This window comes from Streptomyces sp. NPDC127129, assembly GCF_042671585.1.
Classification (GTDB): domain Bacteria; phylum Actinomycetota; class Actinomycetes; order Streptomycetales; family Streptomycetaceae; genus Streptomyces.
Genome location: NZ_JBHXTV010000004.1, coordinates 264,423 through 284,315, shown reverse-complemented (window position 1 = coordinate 284,315; position 19,893 = coordinate 264,423). Strand labels below are relative to the sequence as shown.

The following is a 19,893-nucleotide window of genomic DNA, read 5'->3' as shown; positions in this document are numbered from 1 at the left end:
GACGGCCGCGCCCACGTCGTGGGAGACAGGACCGCCGGACACGGCAACTTCCTTCCAGCGTAGCGAGGACGGGCCGTCCTCGCGCGGCCGGAACGGCCGGAACGGGCTGTCGCGGGTCAGGTGAGGAGACTCGGGGCCGCCCGGTCCAGGACGGTGGCGATCCGGTCCCAGGTCTCCTCGTCGCGGGCCGGCGGCTCCAGTGTCTCGCCCCGTCCCGTGCCCCATGCGGTGGCGAGCGCGACCGGGTCGTGGCCGGTCGCGGCGGAGGCCGCGAGCGCGGCCGCGCCGAGGGCGACGAGTTCGGTCGCGGCGGGGACCGTCACGGGGCGGCCGGAGAGGCGGCGGATCGTGTCCCTCCAGGCACGTCCCCGGGCGCCGCCGCCGATCAGGCGCAGCGGGCGGTCCCGTACCGCCGCGTCCGAGGGGTCGAGGCCGCAGGCGCGGAGGAGGTCGTCGAGGGCGCGCAGCACGGTGAACGCGGCACCCTCGTAGGCCGCGCCGAGGATCGCCTGGGGTGTGGTGGTGTGGCGCAGTCCGGTGACGAGGCCGGTGGCGTGCGGAAGGTCCGGGGTGCGCTCGCCGTCGAGGTACGGCAGGACGACGACGCCGTCACCGGGTGCGGTGTCCTCGCGGTCGAGGCCGAGCAGGCCGGCGAACCGGTCCACGGCCAGGCTGCAGTTGAGGGTGCAGCCGAGGGGGAGGTACGTGCTGTCGGCCGCGGCGAATCCGGCGAGGCCGGGGGCGGCCGGGCGGGTCCGGGTGGCGGCGAAGACGGTGCCCGAGGTGCCGAGACTCACGACGGGATGGTCCAGGAGCCCCGCGCCGCCGAGGCCCAGGCCGACGGCCGCGGCCATGTTGTCTCCCGTACCGGCGGCGACGGCGACGCCGGAGGGCAGTCCGAGCGCGCGGGCGGCGGCCGGGGTGAGCGTGCCGACCCGGGTGGCACCGCTGGGGGCGACGACGGGCAGCAGGGACTCGTCGAGGCCGAGGAGGGCCAGGATCCCGGGGTCGTATGCGGAGGTGGCCGTGTCGTACCAGCAGGTGCCCGAGGCGTCGCCGGGGTCCGTGGCGGCGACTCCGGAGAGGCGCTCCGTCAGGAAGTCGTGGGGCAGCCTGACGGCGGCCGTGGAGGCGGCGACGACGGGTTCGTGGGCGCGCAGCCACTGCCAGGTGGTGGCGGTCATCGAGGCGACCGGAACCGAGCCGGTCCGGGCGAGCCAGCCGTCGGGACCGCCGAGCGCGGCGGTGAGTTCGACGGCCTGAGGGGCGGACCGGGTGTCGTTCCAGAGCAGAGCGGGGCGCAGTGGGCGGCCCGCCGGGTCGAGCACCACGAGCCCGTGCTGCTGGCCCGCGACGGCGATGCCGGTCACGGCGGAGGAGGGCGTCCCCGCGTCGGTCAGGGCCGCGGCGACGGCGTCGCGCAGTGCCGACCACCACTGCTCGGGGTCGCTCTCGCGGGCTCCGTGCTCCCCCGTCACCATGTGCGAGGCCCGGCCGGTTCCGCGTACGGCGCCGGTCTCCGCGTCGACGACGAGCGCCTTGGTGGACTGTGTGGAACTGTCCACGCCGATCACGGCCGGGGGCGCGGAGCGCGTCGCCGTCATGGGTCTCACCTTTCGTCGGACCGCGTGCTCACGCAGGCGCGGAGTCGTTGGCACTCCGACGCGGAGTCGTCGGCTTCTCCGGCGCGGAGTCGTCGCCCACTCTGGCGCCGGGTCGCGCCGTACCGTATTAGTTATCTCAGAAAACAAATAGATGGGCCAGGCCGCGCCACGCCCTTCCTTTCGTCCGAGAACGGCAACAAAAGGGATAGACCATGACGGAACACATCTCCCCCGCACGCTTCTCCCCCACCCCCGAGGACCGGTTCACCTTCGGCCTGTGGACCGTCGGCTGGCAGGGCCGCGACCCCTTCGGCGAGGCCACCCGCCCCGCACTCGACCCCGTGGAGTCGGTGGAACGGCTGGCCGCGCTGGGGGCCTACGGCGTCACGTTCCACGACGACGACCTGATCCCCTTCGGGGCATCGGACGCGGAGCGCGAGTCGACGGTCAAGCGCTTCCGGTCGGCGCTCGAACGCACCGGCCTGAAGGTGCCGATGGCCACGACCAACCTCTTCACCCACCCCGTCTTCAAGGACGGCGGCTTCACCGCCAACGACCGGGACGTCCGCCGCTACGCCCTGCGCAAGACGATCCGCAACATCGATCTGGCCGTCGAGCTCGGCGCCACGACGTATGTCGCCTGGGGCGGCCGTGAAGGTGCCGAGTCGGGTGCGGCGAAGGACGTCCGGGTGGCGCTCGACCGGATGAAGGAGGCCTTTGACCTGCTCGGTCAGTACGTCTCCGAGCAGGGCTACGAGCTGCGCTTCGCGATCGAGCCCAAGCCGAACGAGCCGCGCGGCGACATCCTGCTGCCGACGATCGGCCACGCCCTGGCCTTCATCGAGCGTCTGGAACGGCCCGAACTGGTGGGAGTGAACCCGGAGACGGGCCACGAGCAGATGGCGGGACTCAACTTCCCGCACGGCATCGCCCAGGCACTGTGGGCCGGCAAGCTCTTCCACATCGACCTCAACGGCCAGTCGGGCATCAAGTACGACCAGGACTTCCGCTTCGGCGCGGGGGATCTGCGCCAGGCGTTCTGGCTGGTGGACCTGCTGGAGACCGGGGGGTACGAGGGGCCGCGGCACTTCGACTTCAAGCCCGTCCGCACGGACGGCTTCGACGGGGTGTGGGAGTCCGCGAAGAACTGCATGCGCAACTATCTGATCCTGAAGGAGCGCGCGGCCGCCTTCCGCGCCGACCCCGAGGTCCAGGAGGCCCTGACCGCCTCCCGGCTGCCCGAACTCGCCGTGCCCACGGCCTCCGACGGTCTCGCCGGACTGCTCGCCGACACCGGCGCGTTCGAGGAGTTCGACGTGGAGGCGGCGGCCGGGCGCTCCATGGCGTTCGAGCGACTGGACCAGCTGGCGCTCGAACACCTGCTGGCGGTCCGCTGACCGCGCCACCTCCCACTCTTCACCACGACGGGCGCCCGGGCCACGGACCGGGCGCCCGTTGCCGTACAACCCGGACGGGAGAAGACGGTAAGCGCTTTCCGATAATCCTGCGCGAAGCATTGACGAAACATCAACACCCCCTTAGCTTCATCGGCGTTGCCCTTCGTACGTCATATATGAGACGCGATACATGAGATCTGAGAGTGCGTCATGACCTTCGCCCCCAGCCCCATCCCCTCCCGCACCCAGTACGTCCTGGAGGCGATCAAGCACGACATCCTGACCGGTGGACTCAGCCCCGGCCAGGCGCTCGTGGAGACCGAACTGGCCGCCCGTTTCGGGGTGTCGAAGACCCCGGTGCGCGAGGCCCTGAAGACACTGGCCGGCAGCGGCCTCGTGGTGATGAGCCAGTACAAGGGCGTGACGGTACGGATGGTGGACGCCGACATGGCCCGCGAGGTCTACGACGTACGGCTGCTGCTCGAACCGGAGGCCGTGCGCCGTACCGTGGACGCCGGCGCGCCCCTCGACGAGGCGCGGGACGCGCTCGGCCGGGCGGAGGCCGCCGAGGATCCGGCCGAACGCTCCCTGGCCAACAGGGACTTCCACCGCGCCCTCTACCTGCCCTGCGGCAACCCGCTGCTCGGCCGGATGCTGGACGAGGTCCGCGACCAGGCCGCCCTGGTCTCCACCGTGGCCTGGGCCGCGACGCCCTCCTGGCAGCGCGAGGCGGCCGAGCACGAGGAGATCCTCCGGCTCGCGCTGGCCGGCGACTCCGCCGGCGCCGGCCTCGCCGTGCACGACCACATCGCCTCGTTCGTCGAGCGCGCCTTCCCCGAGGACGGTGAGTGACCGGGTGACCAGGAACTTCGAGACCGAGAAGGCCGCGCTCGCCGACGTGGTGGCGATCCCGGTGACGCCGTTCGCCGAGGACGGCTCGGTGGACACCGCCGCCCACCGCGCGCTGTTGCGCCGGATGCTCGACGCCGGCATCCGGACCCTCACACCGAACGGCAACACCGGCGAGTTCTACGCCCTCACGCCCGAGGAGCGCCGCCTCGTCACCGAGGTGACGATCGAGGAGGCGGGCGACCGGGCCGCCGTGCTGGCCGGCGTCGGCCACGACGTGCCGACCGCGATCGCGGCCGCCCGGCACGCCCGGGACTCCGGAGCCGGCATGCTGATGGTCCATCAGCCGGTCCATCCGTACGTATCCGACGGCGGCTGGGTCGACTACCACCGGGCGATCGCCGAGGCCGTCCCGGAGCTCGGCATCGTGCCGTACATCCGCAACGCGCTGCTCGGCGGCGAGCGGCTCGCGGAGCTCGGCGCGGCCTGCCCGAACGTCATCGGTGTGAAGTACGCGGTCCCGGACGCGTCCCGCTTCGCCGGCTTCGCCCGCGACGCCGGTCTCGACCGCTTCGTCTGGGTGGCCGGGCTCGCCGAGCCGTACGCCCCGTCGTACTTCGCGAGCGGAGCGACCGGCTTCACCTCGGGCCTGGTCAACGTGGCGCCCTCGGTGTCCCTGGAGATGCTCACCGCCCTGCGGACCGGTGACTATCCCGCGGCGATGAAGGTGTGGGAGCAGATCCGCCGCTTCGAGGAGCTGCGGGCCGCCAACGGCAACGCGGACAACGTCACCGTCGTCAAGGAGGCGCTGGCCGCTCTGGGCCTCTGCCGCCGCGACATCCGGCCCCCGAGCCGCGAACTGCCGGAGCGGAGCAGGGCCGAGGTGGCGGCGATAGCCGCCGGGTGGCAGGCATGAGCGCCGCCGCCGACTCCCGGAGCACGGACCCGCAGGCCCCGCACGGTCCCGGGGAGCTGCGCAGTCATCGCTGGTACGGGACCGACGGACTGCGCTCGTTCAGCCACCGGGCCCGCACCCGGCAGCTCGGCTATCTGCCCGAGGAGCACCTGGGCAAGCCGGTCGTCGCGATCCTCAACACCTGGTCCGACATCAACCCCTGCCACGTCCATCTGCGCGAGCGCGCGCAGGCGGTGAAGCGCGGGGTGTGGCAGGCCGGCGGCTTCCCGCTGGAGTTCCCCGTCTCCACGCTCTCGGAGACGTTCCAGAAGCCGACGCCCATGCTCTACCGCAACCTCCTGGCGATGGAGACGGAGGAGCTGCTGCGCTCCTACCCCGTCGACGGGGCCGTCCTGATGGGCGGCTGCGACAAGTCGACCCCGGCCCTGCTGATGGGCGCGGCCACCGTGGACCTGCCGACGGTGTTCGTCCCCGCGGGTCCGATGCTCCCGGGCCACTGGCGGGGCGAGACCCTCGGTTCCGGTACGGACATGTGGAAGTACTGGGACGACCGGCGGGCCGGCCTGATCGGCGACGGCGAGCTGGCCGAGCTGGAGAACGGGCTCGCGCGCTCTCCGGGCCACTGCATGACGATGGGCACGGCATCCACGCTCACCGCCGCGGCGGAGACACTGGGTGTGACGATGCCGGGTGCCTCGTCCATCCCCGCCGTGGACTCCGGTCACGACCGGATGGCCGCCGCCTCGGGGATGCGGATCGTCGAGCTCGTCCGGCGGGACCTGCGGCTCTCGCGGATCCTCACCCGTGAGGCGTACGAGGACGCGGTCGCCGCCGTCCTGGCGCTCGGCGGGTCGACGAACGCCGTCATCCATCTGATCGCGATGGCAGGCCGGTCCGGAGTGCGGCTCGCCCTGGACGACTTCGACCGGATCGCACGGTCGGTCCCTGTGCTCGCCGACCTCCGCCCCGGCGGGCGGTACCTGATGGAGGACTTCCACTTCGCCGGCGGCATGCCGGGCTTTCTCTCGCGGCTCACGGACGTGCTCCACCTGGACCGGCCGACCGTCGCCCACCCGACGCTGCGGGAGCAGCTCGACGGCGCCCTGGTGCACAACGACGAGGTCATCAGGGTGCGTTCGCGTCCGCTCGCGGACGAGGGCGGGGTGGCGGTGCTGCGTGGAAACCTGTGCCCGGACGGCGCGGTGATCAAGCACATCGCCGCCGAGCCGCAGCTGCTCAAGCACACCGGTCCGGCCGTGGTCTTCGACGACTACCGCACGATGCAGCGGACCATCGACGATCCGGAGCTCGGGATCACGCGCGACCACGTCCTGGTCCTGCGCAACTCCGGCCCCAAGGGCGGTCCGGGCATGCCGGAGTACGGCATGCTGCCGATCCCCCGCCATCTGCTGGAGCAGGGGGTGCGGGACATGGTCCGGATCTCCGACGCCCGGATGAGCGGTACGAGTTACGGCGCCTGCGTGCTGCACGTGGCGCCGGAGTCGTACGTCGGCGGCCCGCTCGCCCTCGTCCGCACCGGGGACCTCATCACCCTGGACGTCGAGGCGCGCACGCTCCACGCGGAGGTGGACGAGGAGGAGTGGGAGCGCCGACGAGCCTCGTGGACTCCCCCGCCGAAGCGCTACGAGCGCGGCTACGGCGCGCTCTACACCGAGCAGATCTCCCAGGCCGACACCGGCTGCGACTTCGAGTTCCTGGCCAGGCCGGGAACGACTCCGGATCCGTACGCGGGCTAGCCCGGCCCGGTCCACCCCAGCCCCTCCTCGTTCGGTATGTCGAACACCGTCTGCGAAGCGCATCGCGCCCGAGAACGGAGCCGCCGTCATGGCCACAGCCGTGACCCCACCGCCCAAGGCACCAGCGAGAACACCCCCGGGACGCACCCGTCCCCGCCGCGGTACCGGAGTGGCACCACGCCGTCTGCCGTATCTGCTGATCGCCCCGGCGGCGCTGCTGATGCTGGGCTTCATCGCCTATCCGGTGCTCAGCGTCTTCTACTACAGCCTGCAGCACCACAACCCGACGAAGCCCTGGCGGAACGGCTTCGCCGGCTTCGAGAACTTCACCCGGATCCTCACCGAGGACCCGCACTTCTGGGGAACGCTCACCTTCAGTCTGAAGTGGGTCGCCGTGGAGGTGACGCTGCAGCTGCTCTTCGGACTCGCGCTGGCCCTGATCGTCAACCAGTCCTTCGTCGGCCGGGCGCTCGGCCGGGCGCTGGTCTTCTCCCCGTGGGCCGTCTCGGGGGTGCTCACCTCGGCGATCTGGGTGCTGCTCTACAACTCCCAGACGGGCATCACCCGTTACCTCGCGGACCTGGGCATCGGCGAGTACGGGACGTCGTGGCTCTCCGACACGTCCACGGTCTTCTCCGCGGTGGTCGTCGCCGATCTCTGGCGCGGGGTGCCGTTCTTCGCGATCCTCATCCTCGCCGACCTGCAGTCCGTGCCGAAGGATCTGTACGAGGCCGCCGAGGTCGACGGAGCGGGGCGGATACGGCAGTTCGTCCACATCACGCTGCCGCATCTGAAGGACGCGATCATCCTCTCCACCCTGCTGCGCGCGGTGTGGGAGTTCAACAACGTCGACCTGCTCTACACGCTGACGGGCGGGGGACCCGCGGGTGAGACGACGACGCTCCCCCTCTACATCGCCAACACCAGTGTCGACGCCCACAACTTCGGTTACGCCTCCGCCCTGACGACGGTGGCGTTCGTGATCCTTCTCTTCTGCTCGATGGTCTATCTGCGCCTGAGCAAGTTCGGAGGCGAGAGCACGTGATGGCCCGGAACGCCACCACCTCGGCGCCGGCGGCGCCGGCCGTCGCGGCCGGCACGGTGGCCGCCGCACCCCCGACCCGTAGGCCTCCGACCCCGCGCCGCACACGGCGGCGCGCCTGGGACGAGGCCCCGCGCCTGCAGATCTACCTGCCGCTCGGCATCTATCTGCTCTTCACCCTCGTCCCGTTCTACTGGATCGTGCTCTTCGCGGTCCGCCCCGCGGGCTCCACCTCGCTCCTGCCCTGGCCGATGACGACCGCCCACTTCGAGAAGGTCTGGAACGAGCGCAGCTTCGCCACGTTCTTCCAGAACAGCCTGCTCATCGGGGTGGCGACGCTGGTGCTGACCACGGTCGTCGCACTGGCCGGCGGCTACGCGCTGGCCCGGTTCGACTTCCGGATCAAGAAGGGCTTCATGCTGGCCCTGCTCTGCTCCCAGTTCGTGCCCGGCGCCCTGCTGCTCGTCCCGCTGTTCCAGATCTTCGCCAGCCTGAGCATGATCAATTCGCTGGGCAGCGTCATCATCGCCGAGACCGTGTTCCAGCTTCCGCTGTCGATGATCCTGATCAGCGGCTTCATCAGGAACGTGCCGTACTCCCTGGAAGAGGCGGCCTGGGTCGACGGCTGCAGCCGGTTCGGCGCCTTTCGCATCGTGGTGCTGCCGCTGCTCAGGCCGGGGCTCGTGGCGGTCGGCTCGTTCGCCTTCGTCCACTCCTGGAACCACTTCCTGTTCGCCCTGATGTTCCTCAGCAGCCAGGAGAAGCAGACGATCCCGGTCGGCCTCAACACGCTGATGGGTGCGGACAGTGTGGATCTCGGCGCACTGGCCGCGGGTGGTGTGATCGCGGCACTGCCCGTGGTGATCGTGTTCGCCTTCATCCAGAAGTGGCTGGTCACCGGCTTCAGCGCGGGGGCGGTGAAGGGATGACCGCCATGTCCTCCGCTCCTGTGCCCCTTCCCGTCGTCCTGGCCGGCGCCCGCGGTCACGGGCGGTCGCATCTGGTCAACATCCGCCGGCTCGAACGCCTCGGGCTCGTACGGCTCGCCGGCGTCTGCGAGCTGCGGCCGCTCGACGCGGAGGAGCTGGCCGGCTTCGGTACGCCCGAGCAGTCCGACGACCTCGACGCGCTGCTCGCCTCGACGGGCGCCGGGATCGCGGTCGTCTGCACCCCGATCCAGACCCACACCGACCTCGCCCTGACCGCCGCCCGCCGCGGGGCGCATCTGCTCCTGGAGAAGCCCCCGGCTCCGTCGTACGCCGAGTTCCGGCGGATGGCAGACGGGGTCTCCGCGGCCGGGGTGGCCTGCCAGATCGGTTTCCAGTCGCTCGGCTCCCATGCCGTTCCCGCGATCCGGCGGCTGATCGGGGAGGGCGCGATCGGCGAACTCCTCGGTGTCGGCGGGGCCGGAGCCTGGGTCCGCGACGAGGCGTACTTCCGGCGTGCTCCCTGGGCGGGCCGACGGAGGCTCGACGGCGTCGACGTGGTCGACGGCGCCCTCACCAATCCGCTCGCACACGCGGTGGCGACCGCGCTCGCCCTGGCCGGTGCCCCGCGCGCGGAGGACGTCGAGTTCATCGAGACCGAGCTGCTGCGGGCGTACGCCATCGAGTCGGACGACACCTCGTGCGTACGGATCCTCACCACCCGTGGAACCAGGGTCGGCGTGGCGGCGACGCTCTGCGCCGAGACGGCCTCGGAGCCGTACGTCGTGGTGCACGGGAGCCGGGGGCGGATCACCTTCTGGTACAAGCAGGACCGGGTGCTCCTCCAGCGGGCCGGACACGGTCCCGAGGAGACCGTGTACGGGCGGACCGATCTGCTGGAGAACCTGGTCGCCCATGTGGGCGGCGGCGCCGAACTGCTCGTTCCGCCGGGGGCGACCGGGGCGTTCATGCGGGTGGTCGAGGCGGTCCGGCTCGCTCCGGACCCGCTGGAACTCCCGGCGGACGCCTGGCGCTCCGAGACCGGCGCAGGCGCGCCGCGCCGGGTGGTCCCCGGCATCGACGGCCTGGTCGCCGCGTGCGCCGACACCCTCGGCCTCTACTCCGAACTCGGCGCCCCCTGGGCGCCGCTGCCCCCGAAGGTGGTGTGCCGATGAGCGACCCGACGGTACTGCGCTGCGCCGGCCGCCCCGTCGCGCACTACGTCCTGCGGCCCGCGACCGGCCCCGGCCGTTCACCGCGTCCGTATCTGCACCCCGTCTCGACACTCGGCGGCGTCACGGTCACCGAGCAGCTGCCCGCCGACCATCCGCACCATCTGGGCGCCGGGGTCGCCGTCCCCGACGTCGCGGGGTTCAACTTCTGGGGCGGGCGTACCTTCGTCCGCGGCCGGGGGCCGACCGTCCTCGACAACCACGGCGTGCAGCGGCACGAGGGGTTCACACGCCGGGACCACGGCGGCTTCGTGGCGGAGCTGGGCTGGGTCGCCGGAGGCCGGGTCCTGCTCCGTGAGCGCCGCACCGTCTCCGCCGTCCCGCTCGACGACACGGCGTGGGTTCTGGACCTCGCCTTCTCGCTGACCAACACCTCGGGCGAGAAGCTGTCCTTCGGCAGCCCGGCCACGAACGGACGGCCCGGCGCCGCCTACGGCGGATTCTTCTGGCGGGCACCTCGGGAGACCGCCGCGCCGGATGTCTTCGGTCCGGACGCGGAGGGCGAACGGGCCGTGCACGGTGCCCGTGCGGACTGGGTCGCCCTCACGGGCCGCGACTGGACGCTCGTCTTCGCGGGGGCCACCGAGGAGACCCGGCGCGACCCGTGGTTCGTACGCGCAGCCGCGTACCCGGGGGTCGGCTCCTCCCTCGCCTCCCATGAGCGCCTCGCCCTCGCGGCCGGCGCGACGGCGGTGCGCCGTGTGGTCACCGTCGTCGCCGACGGACGCCTCGACCGCGACGGCGCGGCGGCCCTGGTGCACAAGGCGGTGACGGCATGAGAGGGCCCGCGCCCACCGGGGACCTCGGGGACGGGACGTACCGCAATCCCGTCCTGGCCGCCGACTGGTCCGATCCGGACGTCGTGCGCGTCGGCGAGGACTACTACCTCACCGCCTCCAGCTTCGGCCGGGCACCCGGACTGCCGATCCTGCACTCGCGCGACCTGGTCAACTGGAGGCTCGTCGGCCATGCACTGGAGCGGCTGGCCCCGGAGGCCTCCTTCGCCTCGCCCCAGCACGACAGGGGCGTGTGGGCGCCTTCCCTGCGCCACCACGACGGCCGGTTCTGGATCTTCTGGGGTGACCCCGACCACGGGATCTGGCAGATCAACTCCCCTTCCGTACGGGAGGGATGGAGCGCCCCGCACCTCGTGAAGTCGGGCCGCGGCCTGATCGACCCCTGTCCGCTGTGGGACGAGGAGACGGGCGAGGCGTTTCTCGTCCACGCCTGGGCGAAGTCCCGCTCGGGCGTCAGCAACCGGCTCACCGGCCACCGGATGAGCGCCGACGGAACCGAACTCCTCGACGGCGGGAAGACGATCGTCGACGCCGACCGGGTCCCGGGCTGGTTCACGCTCGAAGGCCCCAAGGTGTACCGGCACGACGGGTGGTTCTGGATCCTCGCCCCGGCCGGGGGCGTGGCCACCGGCTGGCAGGGCGCCTTCCGCTCCCGCGGCTTCTTCGGCCCGTACGAGGAACGAGTGGTCCTGGAGCAGGGCGGTACGGAGGTCAACGGCCCGCACCAGGGCGGCTGGGTCCGTACGCAGCGGGGCGAGGACTGGTTCCTGCACTTCCAGGAGCGCGGGGCGTACGGCCGGGTGGTCCATCTCCAGCCGATGCGCTGGGGTGACGACGGCTGGCCGGTCCTCGGCGACGCGGGCTCCCCCGTCCTCGTGCACCGGAAGCCCGCGCTGCCCCGGCAGCCGCTCTCGGCACCGGCGACGGACGACGACTTCCCCGGCGGCCGCTTCGGTCGGCAGTGGCAGTGGACGGCCAACCCGCGGGACGGCTGGACGACCCGGCACTCCGCCGACGGTCTGTGGCTGAGCTGCGGCCGTACGGAGGAGACCGAGGATCTGCGCCGGCTGCCGCACCTCCTCACCCAGCGGCTGCCCGCCCGGCCCTGCGCGGTCGAGGTCGAACTCCGCCTGGACGGCGAGGCGTCGGGCGCCCGTGCCGGGCTCACGGTCCTGGGCGACGCGTACAGCTGGATCGGGCTCCGTCGCCAGGCGGACGGGACCGTCCTCCTGGTCCACCGATTCGCTCCGGTCTCCGCCGAGCGGGAGCGGGACGCGGCGTTCGCGCGGCCCGCCCCGGACGGCCGGGCCCGGCTGCGCGTCGAGATCGACGACGGTGCCCGCTGTCGGTTCTCGTCCGACACGGGTGACGGTCCCACCGACTCCGGTCAGGTCTTCGCGGCCACCCCCTGGCGGTGGGTGGGCGCCCTGATCGGACTGTTCGCCGCCGCTCCGCCGGGCACGGGCCCCGCCGGGACGGCCGTCTTCAGCGCGTTCCGCATCACACCGAACGACACTCCCCCGAGAGAAGAGAGCCGACGATGACCATCTTCCGCAGCGGGCGGCGCAGAGCCGCCGACGCCCTCGCCCTCGCCACCGTCCTCGCCCTGACCCTCACCGCCTGCGGCGACGACGGCAGCGGCGCCGCCGGCGACAAGGGCGCCGAGGGTTCGGGCAAGGGAGAGATCACCTTCTGGGACAACAACGGCGGTGTCCGCACCGACGTCTGGAAGGAGATCATCAAGGACTTCGAGAAGGCCAACCCCGACATCAAGGTGACGTACGTCGGCATCGCCTCGACCGAGGTGCAGTCCAAGTACGACACCGCCATCCAGGGCGGCGGCCTGCCGGACGTGGGCGGCGTCGGCGCCGCCATGCTCGCGGGCATCGCCGCCCAGAACGCCCTGGAGCCGCTGGACGCGCGGGTCGAGTCCGGCGTGCTGAAGGGCAAGCTCAACGCGGGCATGGTCGACAGCGTCAGGTCCGCGGGCGGCCGGGACAAGCTCTTCACCGTCCCCACCTCCGCGAGCAACGGCGTCCTCTACTACCGCACCGACCTCTTCGGGGCGGCCGGTCTCGAAGAGCCCACCACCTGGTCGAAGTTCTACGCGGCGGCCGACAAGCTGACCGCGAAGGAGAAGAACAGGTTCGGCTACACGATCCGCGGCGGCGCGGGCTCGATCGCCCAGGCGCTCGACGCGATGTACGGCCAGAGCGGCATCACGTCCTTCTGGGACGGCGACAGGACGACCGTCAACGATCCCGCGAACGTGGCGGCCCTGGAGAAGTACGCGGCCCTCTTCAAGAGGAACACCCCGGCGGCCGACGTCAACAACGACTTCACCAAGATGGTCGCCCAGTGGGACAGCGGCGAGATCGGCATGCTCAACCACAACCTGGGCTCCTACAAGGACCATGTGAAGGCGCTGGGCACGGTCAAGTTCCGCGGCATCCCCAACCCGACGACGGACGACGGCAAGCGGGTCCAGGTCTCCAACCCGGTCGACGGACTCGGGCTCTTCTCCTCCAGCAAGAACAAGGCGGCGGCCTGGAAGTTCATCGAGTTCGCCGCCTCGCACGAGTCCAACAGCAAGTGGAACGAGTCGGCCGGCGCCATCCCGGCCAACACCGAGGCGGCCCAGGACCCGTGGATCCAGAAGGCGGAGCCGACGAAGCTCGCCGCCGAGGTGCTCTTCAGCGGCAAGGCGACCATCGTGCAGTTGCCGTACTACCTGCCCGACTGGAACACCCTCTCCAAGGCCGACAACGAGCCCGCCTTCCAGAAGGTGCTGCTCGGGAAGTCCACGGCCAAGGAGTTCCTGGACGGCCTGGCCGAGCAGCTCAACACGGCGCAGGCCGAGTGGAAGTCGCAGAACCGGTGACCACCGCACCGACGCGCCGCCGGACCGACTCCGGCTCCGGCTACGACTCCGAGGAGAACAGATGAGTGGACGCAGACACCTGTACCTGACGGGAGCGACCGCGCTCGTCCTGGCCCTCACCGGCGGCCTGACGGCGCCGGCCACCGCACAGGGGGCCGCGGCGCAGGCTGCCGTGGCGGACCCCGCCCGCGCGACGCTGGGAGCCGGGGACGGCTGGGGCTCGGCGGGCACGGGGACGAGCGGGGGCGCGGCGGCCGTCGCCTCCCGCGTCTTCACCGTCACCACCTGGGAGGAGTTCCGGGCGGCCCTCGCCGTCCCGGGCACCGAGCCCAGGATCGTCAAGGTGAAGGGGACACTGAATGCCACGGCCGCGGGCTGCTCGGCGTTCGAGGCGCCGGGCTACGACTTCCCGCGGTACCTCTCCGACTACGACCCGGCCGTGTGGGGCCATGACACCGTCGTCAGCGGCCCGCAGGAGGAGCTGCGGGCGGCATCCGCCCAGGCGCAGGGCCGGGCGATCAAGGCGTACGTCCCCGCCAACACCACCGTCGTCGGCATCGGCAGGAACGCGGGAATCGTCGGCGGGAGCGTGCAGATCCAGGGCGTCGACAACGTCGTGATCCGCAACCTGACCGTCGAGAGCCCGCTCGACTGCTTCCCCCAGTGGGACCCCACCGACGGGGCCACCGGGGCCTGGAACTCCGAGTACGACAGCATGGTCGTGTACGGCTCCACGCACGTGTGGATCGACCACAACACCTTCACCGACGGTGCCCACCCCGACAGTTCGCTGCCGAGGTACTACGGCGAGGTGTACCAGCAGCACGACGGCGAGCTGGACATCGTGCGCGGCGCCGACCTGGTCACCGTGTCCTGGAACGTCTTCGCGGACCACGACAAGACGCTGATGATCGGCAACAGCGACAGCGCGGGCGCCACCGACCGCGGCAGGCTGCGGGTCACGCTGCACCACAACCTGTTCAGGAACGTGATCGAGCGGGCGCCACGGGTCCGCTTCGGTCAGGTCGACGCGTACAACAACCATTTCGTGGTGCCTGCCACCGGATACGCGTACAGCCTCGGAATCGGCCAGGAGTCCCAGCTCGTCGCCGAGAAGAACGCGTTCACCGTGCCGGCGGGCGTCCCTGTGGGCACGATCCTCAAGAAGTGGAAGGACGCCCCGGTCACGACCGTGGGCAATCTCGTCAACGGCCGGCCCGTCGACCTCCTCGCCGTGCACAACGCCGAGTTCCCCGGCGAGATCCTGCGTGACGGCGCCGGCTGGACGCCCACGCTGCGCGCTCGCGTGGACAACCCGCGGGCCGTCCCCGGCCTCGTCGGCCACCGCGCGGGCGCGGGCGGACTCCGCTGACCGGCGCCGGGTGGCGGGCGCCGGCCCACGCCCGCCACCCGGCGCCGGCCGGAGTCCGGAATCCGGCCGACGCCATCCCGGCTCCGTGACGCGGATCACACGCCCCGGCCGATCACTTCACGCGGCCCGTCCGGTCCTCCATACGAGACACACCGCAGCGACAGAACTGGAGCACGACGCCATGGCCGACGCAGTGAAGGGCCCCGCGAGCTACTTCCCCTCGATCGAGAAGAAGTACGGCCGCCCGATCGCCGAGTGGAAGGGGCTCATCCGCTCCTCGCCGCTGACCAAGCACATGGAGCTCGTCTCCTGGCTGAAGGCCGAGCACGGCATCGGGCACGGCCACGCCAACGCCCTCGTCGCGCACACTCTCGCCGAGGACAGCGGCAGGTGATCCCACGGCCCGGTCAATTCGCTCGCGCGCGAGCGGCCGGGCTGGCAGGATCCCCCGCATGACCTACGGAATCGAGTCCCACTCCGCCCTGTGAGCGCCCCGGACGAGCGCGGCGCGCTCACCCCTCGGCCCTCCCTCTACGACTACGCGCTCCGCCGCTCCAGCGCGGAGCCCGGCGGCCGCCTCCCCGATGGCGGCTACCCCCTCCCCGGTCCGCCGCCCCGGCCGCTCTCCCCAACGGAGCTGCGGGAGGCACGGCAGACCGCGATCGACGCCATCACTCCCTTCCTGACCGACCCGGACCCCGAACGCGCCGCCGACGGCGTCCACCGGCGCCTGGACGAGTCGGGCCTCCGGAACCGCCATGTCCGCCGGGTCGTCGACGGCCTCCCTCTGGAGGACGAGACGGCCGCGCGGGCGCTCGCCCGCCGGCTGACCCGTACGGGCTCCGGCAGCGCGGCCGTCGCCCTCGGCGTCGGCCTCCTGGCCCGGCTCGGCGAACCGGAGGACGTGCCCTTCCTCAGGATCCTCGGCCTGTTCCAGGACCTCACCGTCGATGCCGTGCGGGTACTCGACGGCCTCGACCGCCCGACGGCCGCCCTCGTCTGGCTCGCCGTACGCGTCGAGGACCCTGCCGTGCGTCCCCTGGTGGATGCCCTCGCGGCCGGCGACGACGCGGCCGCGAGGGCCGCCCTGACGTCAGTGCCGACGAGCCCGCGTGCCGTCGGGCCGGAGACCGCCCGGAGAATCGCGGAGGCGGTCCGGCTCGCCGACGTCCTGCGCGAGGGTCCGGTCGACCCGGGCGTCCTGGCACAGGCGGCCAGGCTGCTCTCGCGGATGACCAGCCAGCGTGACTACCGTCCCGCGATCCTCCTCTACGACGAGGCCGTCACCGCGTACGAGTCCGTCGTCGAGCGGGCCGCCCTGCTCCCTCCGTCACTCGACCACTGCGCCACGCTCCTCTCGCTCGCCCTCGACCTGCACAGCGGGCCCAGCAGCCTGCTCCCCTGGCGGCCGGGGAGCCGCGAGGCGCTGCTCGACACCCTCGAGTCCGTCCTGCACGGACCCGGGTGGACGGCCGTGGCAGACCTCGACTCCGAGGACCCCGCCGAACGCCGCCGGATCCAGTGGATCCGGCGCACGACCCGGCAGCCCTTCGGCCATCGCGCCGTGGGCGCGCCACGGCTCCGCATCGAGGTCGCCGTACGCGATCCCGCCGACCCGGACGTCGCCGAGACCCGGCCGCTGATCGACGGCCGCCCGCTCCTCCCGAAGGCCTTCGGCCTGGGTCCCGGAAACGCGCCGGAGAGGCTGCTCGACAGCGGGCGTCTGCGGGCGACGGCCGAGCCCCGGGAGGTCCAGCTCGCCGAGGCCTACTGCACCGAGGGCTGCTGCGGTGCCCTCTACGTCACCGTGCAGCGGGAAGGGGACCAGGTCGTCTGGCGTGACTGGCGCCGCCCGTCGTCCGTGCGGCGCGGGCAGCCGGAACTCCCGGCGTACCGCTTCGACGCGGCCGACTACGACGCCGAGATCGCGCGCGCCGAGAGCGACCACTCGTGGGCGTGGCCGGCCCGGATCACGGCGCGCCTCCTCGCCGCGGGTCTGCGTGACCGGCCCGACCTCCTGACGCGCTGGGACGCCCGCTTCGGGTGGGTGGGCACCGACTACCGCGATCCGGACACCACGGTGCTGTCCTTCACCTACCAGCCGGGGCTCGCCCCGCGGGACGGCCTCGCCGGAGGGCGGCTGGACATGGACCGGCCGTGGCTGCAGTTCGTGTGGAACCTGCCGGACGACGACACACCCCCCGAGGCCAGGGCGGCTGCCGCCCTGGCCCGCCTGGAAACGACCGATCCGAAGACCTTCGCCCAGGTCAGAGGCGGCAGCAGGGAGCACGCCGAGGCGCTCGGCCTCCCCTGGCCGGCAGACGACGGAAACCCCGGGCGGGCCGACAGCTGACCGCGGCCGGCGGGGTGACCGGGGGCTAGCGGGTGTCGCCCTCCCAGTCCCAGTGCACGCCGTCGCCCTCCCGCGGCCCGTACCGGGCGTGACCGCCCGGGCCGTAGGCGCCGATCTCCGTGGCGAGGGCGGCCCCCTCCTCGAGCTGTCCCGCGGTCCATCCCGTGACGTCGAGCAGGAGGCCGTCCAGGGGGCCGGCCACCAGTTCGCGGTAGACCCGTCCGGGTCGGGGGCCGGGATGGGGATCGTCATGGTCGGCGCCGTACACACGGCCTCGCATCAGCTCGTCCATACCCGGCAGCATCGCACCCGGCACTGACACCCGCCCGGTCGCGGACGGGCGGTCAGGCCGCCGGGGCGATGTTCTGGTTCGAGCGGAAGACGTTGCCGGGGTCGTACTCCCGTTTGAGGGCGCGCAGCCTGCGGAGCTTCTCGGCGCCGTACGCCTGCTCGACACGGGCCGGGCCCTCCTCCATGAGGAAGTTGACGTAGACGCCCGCGTGGTACGGCTCCAGAGCGGTCCACCACTCCCGCGCCCAGGCTCTCGCCTCGTCGAATCCCTCGGCGTCGAAGCAGTTGCCGTTGATGTTGAAGGTGTGGCCCACGCTCCGCCCGCTGCACGCGGTCTCGTCCTCACCCACGCGGGCGACCGCGCCGCCCAGATGGAAGATGTTGCAGGTCGAGAGCGGCGAGGTGAGCTGCTGGGCGTGGGCCGCGCTGATGCCGATCACCTCGTCGTCGAGGCGCTCGATGTCGCAGGAGCGGACGTAGTACCACCAGCCGGGGCGGAACGACGGGTCGAACATGGACTGGTGCTGGAGGAAGGGCTTGGGCGCGCAGAGGTCGAGGAGCGGAGTTCCGAACGCCCGCAGGGGACGGAGCACCCGCTGTCCGGTCTCGATGTCCCCCGCGTAGCAGCTGATCACCGCGATGACGGGCCTGCCGTGCAGCTCCGGCGGGATCGACGGGAGGGGCGGCGCCTTGCGGTGGACGACGATGGTGGTCAGCTCGTCGGGGACGTCGGTGATCCACTCGCGGTAGAAGGCGAGCACGTGCGGCGCCTCTTCCAGCGGCCAGAGGATCGGTCCGGCGAGCACGGTGGGCCCCACGGGGTTGAGCCGGAACTCGAACTCGGTGACGACGCCGAAGTTGCCGCCCGCGCCGCGCAGGCCCCAGAAGAGTTCGGGTTCGTGGTCCGCGCTCGCCGTGACGAAGGCCCCGTCGGCGGTGACCAGGTCGGCGGAGAGCAGTTGGTCGACCGTGAGCCCGTACTTGCGCATCAGCCAGCCGATCCCTCCGCCGAGGGTCAGTCCGGCGAGGCCGGTGTGCGTCACGATCCCCGCGGGCACGGCCATCCCGAAGTGCTGCGTCTCGCGGTCGAGTGCGCCGAGCAGGACCCCTGCCTGGGCTCGCACCGTGCGGTTCACGGGGTCGACGCGGATGCCGTTCATGGCCGACGTGTCGATGACGAGACCGCCGTCGGCCAGGGACTGGCCGGGGAAGCTGTGGCCCCCGCTCCGTACCGCGACCGGCAGCCCACTGCGTGTCGCGCCCTCCAGCGCCGCGACGACGTCGGCGACGCCGGTGCAGTACGCGATGAGCGCGGGGAACTTGCTGATGGATCCGTTCCAGATGCGCCGTGCCTCGTCATAGGCGGGGTCGTCGGGACGGACGAGCCTGCCGGAGAAGGATCGTTCCAGCTCCTGGAAGGCCGCCTCGTCCACGCGCGCGGCTGCGGGAGGTGCGCCCATCGTCACTCCTCGGCCGATCGGGCTCCTCCTGCCAGGCTCCCACCCGCCGGGAGCTGCTGCCAGCCCGGTCCGGGCGCGCCGGAGCGCTGACGTGCCCGGGGCTCGGCTCAGGCGCCGATGGTTCCGTCGACGCCCTCGCGGAGAAAGTCCGCGTGGCCGTTGTGGCGGCCGTACTCGAGCAGGACGTGGACCATGACCATCCGCAGGGACACGTCCTCGCCCCACCGCGGCTGGTGTCCCGTCAGGTCGAGGGACGCGGCCTCCCGCTCGATCCGCCGGGAGGTCTCGACCTCGGCCTCCCAGGCGGAGAAGGCCTCGGCGCGGGTCGACCGGCTCGCGTCGTAGGCGGCCTGGAAGTCGATCTTGTCCGACCAGACCATCGGCGCCTCACCGTCCTCGAAGACCCGGCGGAACCAGGCACGTTCCACCTCGGCCATGTGCCGGACGAGACCGAGCAGCGACAGCGTGGAGGGAGCCATGGAGCGCTCCCTCAACTGCGCGTCGTCGAGTCCCTCGCACTTCAGGGCGAGCGTCGCGCGCTGGTAGTCGAGAAAGGCGCGGAGGGTTTCGCGTTCGCCGCCGAGCAGGGGCGGTGCGATGCGCGGGTCGGTGGTCACGGGCGCTGCTCCTCGTCAAGATCCGTCGCGTTCCCCGAACGTACCCGGATCCTCCGGCGGTTCACCCGCCGGGGGGCGCTTCCGCTCCGCGGTCAGCAAGGCGACGAGTACACCGGCCAGGCCGGCCCAGACCAGCACGGCGGCGCCGCCGACCGTGGCCCCTCCCACGGCACCGAGCGCGAGCGCCGCGCCCGCCCCGGCGCCCAGGGCCCGCCGGTCGGTGACGAAGGCCCAGGCACGACGGCCGGCGCCGGGTGTACGCATCTCGAGCACCGCGGCACGGCACACCAGCACAGCCGCGGCCACCACCGCGGTCATCACGGACGCGTCCATGGCCACCTGCCTCTCGCCGCCCATGGTCGCGCAGACCCACGGGCGCGCACAGGTGTGTGACCTCAT

General features: G+C 72.2%; 18 protein-coding genes. 13 read left to right on the top strand and 5 right to left on the bottom strand.

Features of this window, described 5'->3' with window-relative positions; all coding sequences use genetic code 11:
- Positions 1-116: 116 nt before the first annotated feature.
- Positions 117-1,604 (bottom strand): xylulokinase, encoded by a 1,488-nt coding sequence (gene xylB, locus ACFVGW_RS09720; protein ID WP_385851521.1) that lies wholly within the window; start codon positions 1,602-1,604, stop codon positions 117-119.
- Between the two features lie 212 nt (positions 1,605-1,816).
- On the opposite strand from xylB, the gene xylA reads away from it, so the two are divergent.
- The 13 genes from xylA to ACFVGW_RS09655 all read left to right on the top strand — a co-directional run bounded on the left by xylA (position 1,817) and on the right by ACFVGW_RS09655 (position 17,126).
- Positions 1,817-3,001, top strand: a complete 1,185-nt coding sequence (gene xylA / locus ACFVGW_RS09715) for a xylose isomerase (protein WP_385851520.1) — start codon at positions 1,817-1,819, stop codon at positions 2,999-3,001.
- Positions 3,002-3,211: 210 nt separating this feature from the next.
- On the top strand, positions 3,212-3,853 hold the full coding sequence (locus tag ACFVGW_RS09710) for a GntR family transcriptional regulator (protein WP_383224379.1): 642 nt from the start codon (positions 3,212-3,214) through the stop codon (positions 3,851-3,853).
- Between the two features lie 4 nt (positions 3,854-3,857).
- A complete protein-coding gene (locus ACFVGW_RS09705; RefSeq protein ID WP_385851519.1) occupies positions 3,858-4,766 on the top strand; it encodes a dihydrodipicolinate synthase family protein in 909 nt (302 codons plus the stop codon).
- Positions 4,763-6,523, top strand: a complete 1,761-nt coding sequence (araD, locus tag ACFVGW_RS09700; protein ID WP_385851518.1) for an L-arabinonate dehydratase — start codon at positions 4,763-4,765, stop codon at positions 6,521-6,523. The genes ACFVGW_RS09705 and araD overlap by 4 nt, the downstream gene beginning before the upstream one ends.
- A gap of 88 nt (positions 6,524-6,611) precedes the next feature.
- On the top strand, positions 6,612-7,568 hold the full coding sequence (locus ACFVGW_RS09695) for a carbohydrate ABC transporter permease (RefSeq protein ID WP_385851517.1): 957 nt from the start codon (positions 6,612-6,614) through the stop codon (positions 7,566-7,568).
- On the top strand, positions 7,568-8,494 hold the full coding sequence (locus ACFVGW_RS09690) for a carbohydrate ABC transporter permease (protein WP_385851516.1): 927 nt from the start codon (positions 7,568-7,570) through the stop codon (positions 8,492-8,494). The genes ACFVGW_RS09695 and ACFVGW_RS09690 overlap by 1 nt, the downstream gene beginning before the upstream one ends.
- A gap of 5 nt (positions 8,495-8,499) precedes the next feature.
- Positions 8,500-9,666: a Gfo/Idh/MocA family protein gene (locus tag ACFVGW_RS09685; RefSeq protein WP_385851515.1), complete on the top strand. Its 1,167-nt coding sequence runs from the start codon at positions 8,500-8,502 to the stop codon at positions 9,664-9,666.
- Positions 9,663-10,502, top strand: a complete 840-nt coding sequence (locus tag ACFVGW_RS09680) for a PmoA family protein (protein WP_385851514.1) — start codon at positions 9,663-9,665, stop codon at positions 10,500-10,502. Before ACFVGW_RS09685 ends, ACFVGW_RS09680 begins: the two co-directional genes overlap by 4 nt.
- Positions 10,499-12,064 carry a family 43 glycosylhydrolase gene (locus tag ACFVGW_RS09675; RefSeq protein WP_385851513.1) on the top strand — a complete coding sequence of 522 codons (1,566 nt, stop codon included), beginning with the start codon at positions 10,499-10,501 and terminating at the stop codon, positions 12,062-12,064. Before ACFVGW_RS09680 ends, ACFVGW_RS09675 begins: the two co-directional genes overlap by 4 nt.
- Positions 12,061-13,401 carry an ABC transporter substrate-binding protein gene (locus ACFVGW_RS09670; RefSeq protein WP_385851512.1) on the top strand — a complete coding sequence of 447 codons (1,341 nt, stop codon included), beginning with the start codon at positions 12,061-12,063 and terminating at the stop codon, positions 13,399-13,401. The genes ACFVGW_RS09675 and ACFVGW_RS09670 overlap by 4 nt, the downstream gene beginning before the upstream one ends.
- 61 nt (positions 13,402-13,462) lie before the next feature.
- Entirely contained in the window at positions 13,463-14,773 is a 1,311-nt protein-coding gene (locus ACFVGW_RS09665) for a polysaccharide lyase family 1 protein (protein WP_385851511.1), read from the top strand.
- A gap of 181 nt (positions 14,774-14,954) precedes the next feature.
- Positions 14,955-15,167 (top strand): DUF4287 domain-containing protein, encoded by a 213-nt coding sequence (locus tag ACFVGW_RS09660; RefSeq protein ID WP_385851510.1) that lies wholly within the window; start codon positions 14,955-14,957, stop codon positions 15,165-15,167.
- Between the two features lie 90 nt (positions 15,168-15,257).
- Positions 15,258-17,126 (top strand): hypothetical protein, encoded by a 1,869-nt coding sequence (locus ACFVGW_RS09655; RefSeq protein ID WP_385851509.1) that lies wholly within the window; start codon positions 15,258-15,260, stop codon positions 17,124-17,126.
- A 25-nt stretch (positions 17,127-17,151) separates the two neighbouring features.
- On the opposite strand, the gene ACFVGW_RS09650 is transcribed toward ACFVGW_RS09655, so the two are convergent.
- The 4 genes from ACFVGW_RS09650 to ACFVGW_RS09635 all read right to left on the bottom strand — a co-directional run bounded on the left by ACFVGW_RS09650 (position 17,152) and on the right by ACFVGW_RS09635 (position 19,827).
- Entirely contained in the window at positions 17,152-17,418 is a 267-nt protein-coding gene (locus ACFVGW_RS09650; RefSeq protein WP_352190044.1) for a hypothetical protein, read from the bottom strand.
- Between the two features lie 52 nt (positions 17,419-17,470).
- The gene (locus ACFVGW_RS09645) at positions 17,471-18,877 is read right to left on the bottom strand and encodes an FAD-binding oxidoreductase (RefSeq protein ID WP_385851508.1); all 1,407 of its coding nucleotides are present in this window, start codon (positions 18,875-18,877) and stop codon (positions 17,471-17,473) included.
- Positions 18,878-18,984: 107 nt separating this feature from the next.
- Positions 18,985-19,494, bottom strand: a complete 510-nt coding sequence (locus ACFVGW_RS09640; protein ID WP_385851507.1) for a DinB family protein — start codon at positions 19,492-19,494, stop codon at positions 18,985-18,987.
- 15 nt (positions 19,495-19,509) lie between these two features.
- Entirely contained in the window at positions 19,510-19,827 is a 318-nt protein-coding gene (locus ACFVGW_RS09635) for a hypothetical protein (RefSeq protein WP_385851506.1), read from the bottom strand.
- Positions 19,828-19,893: the final 66 nt, after the last annotated feature.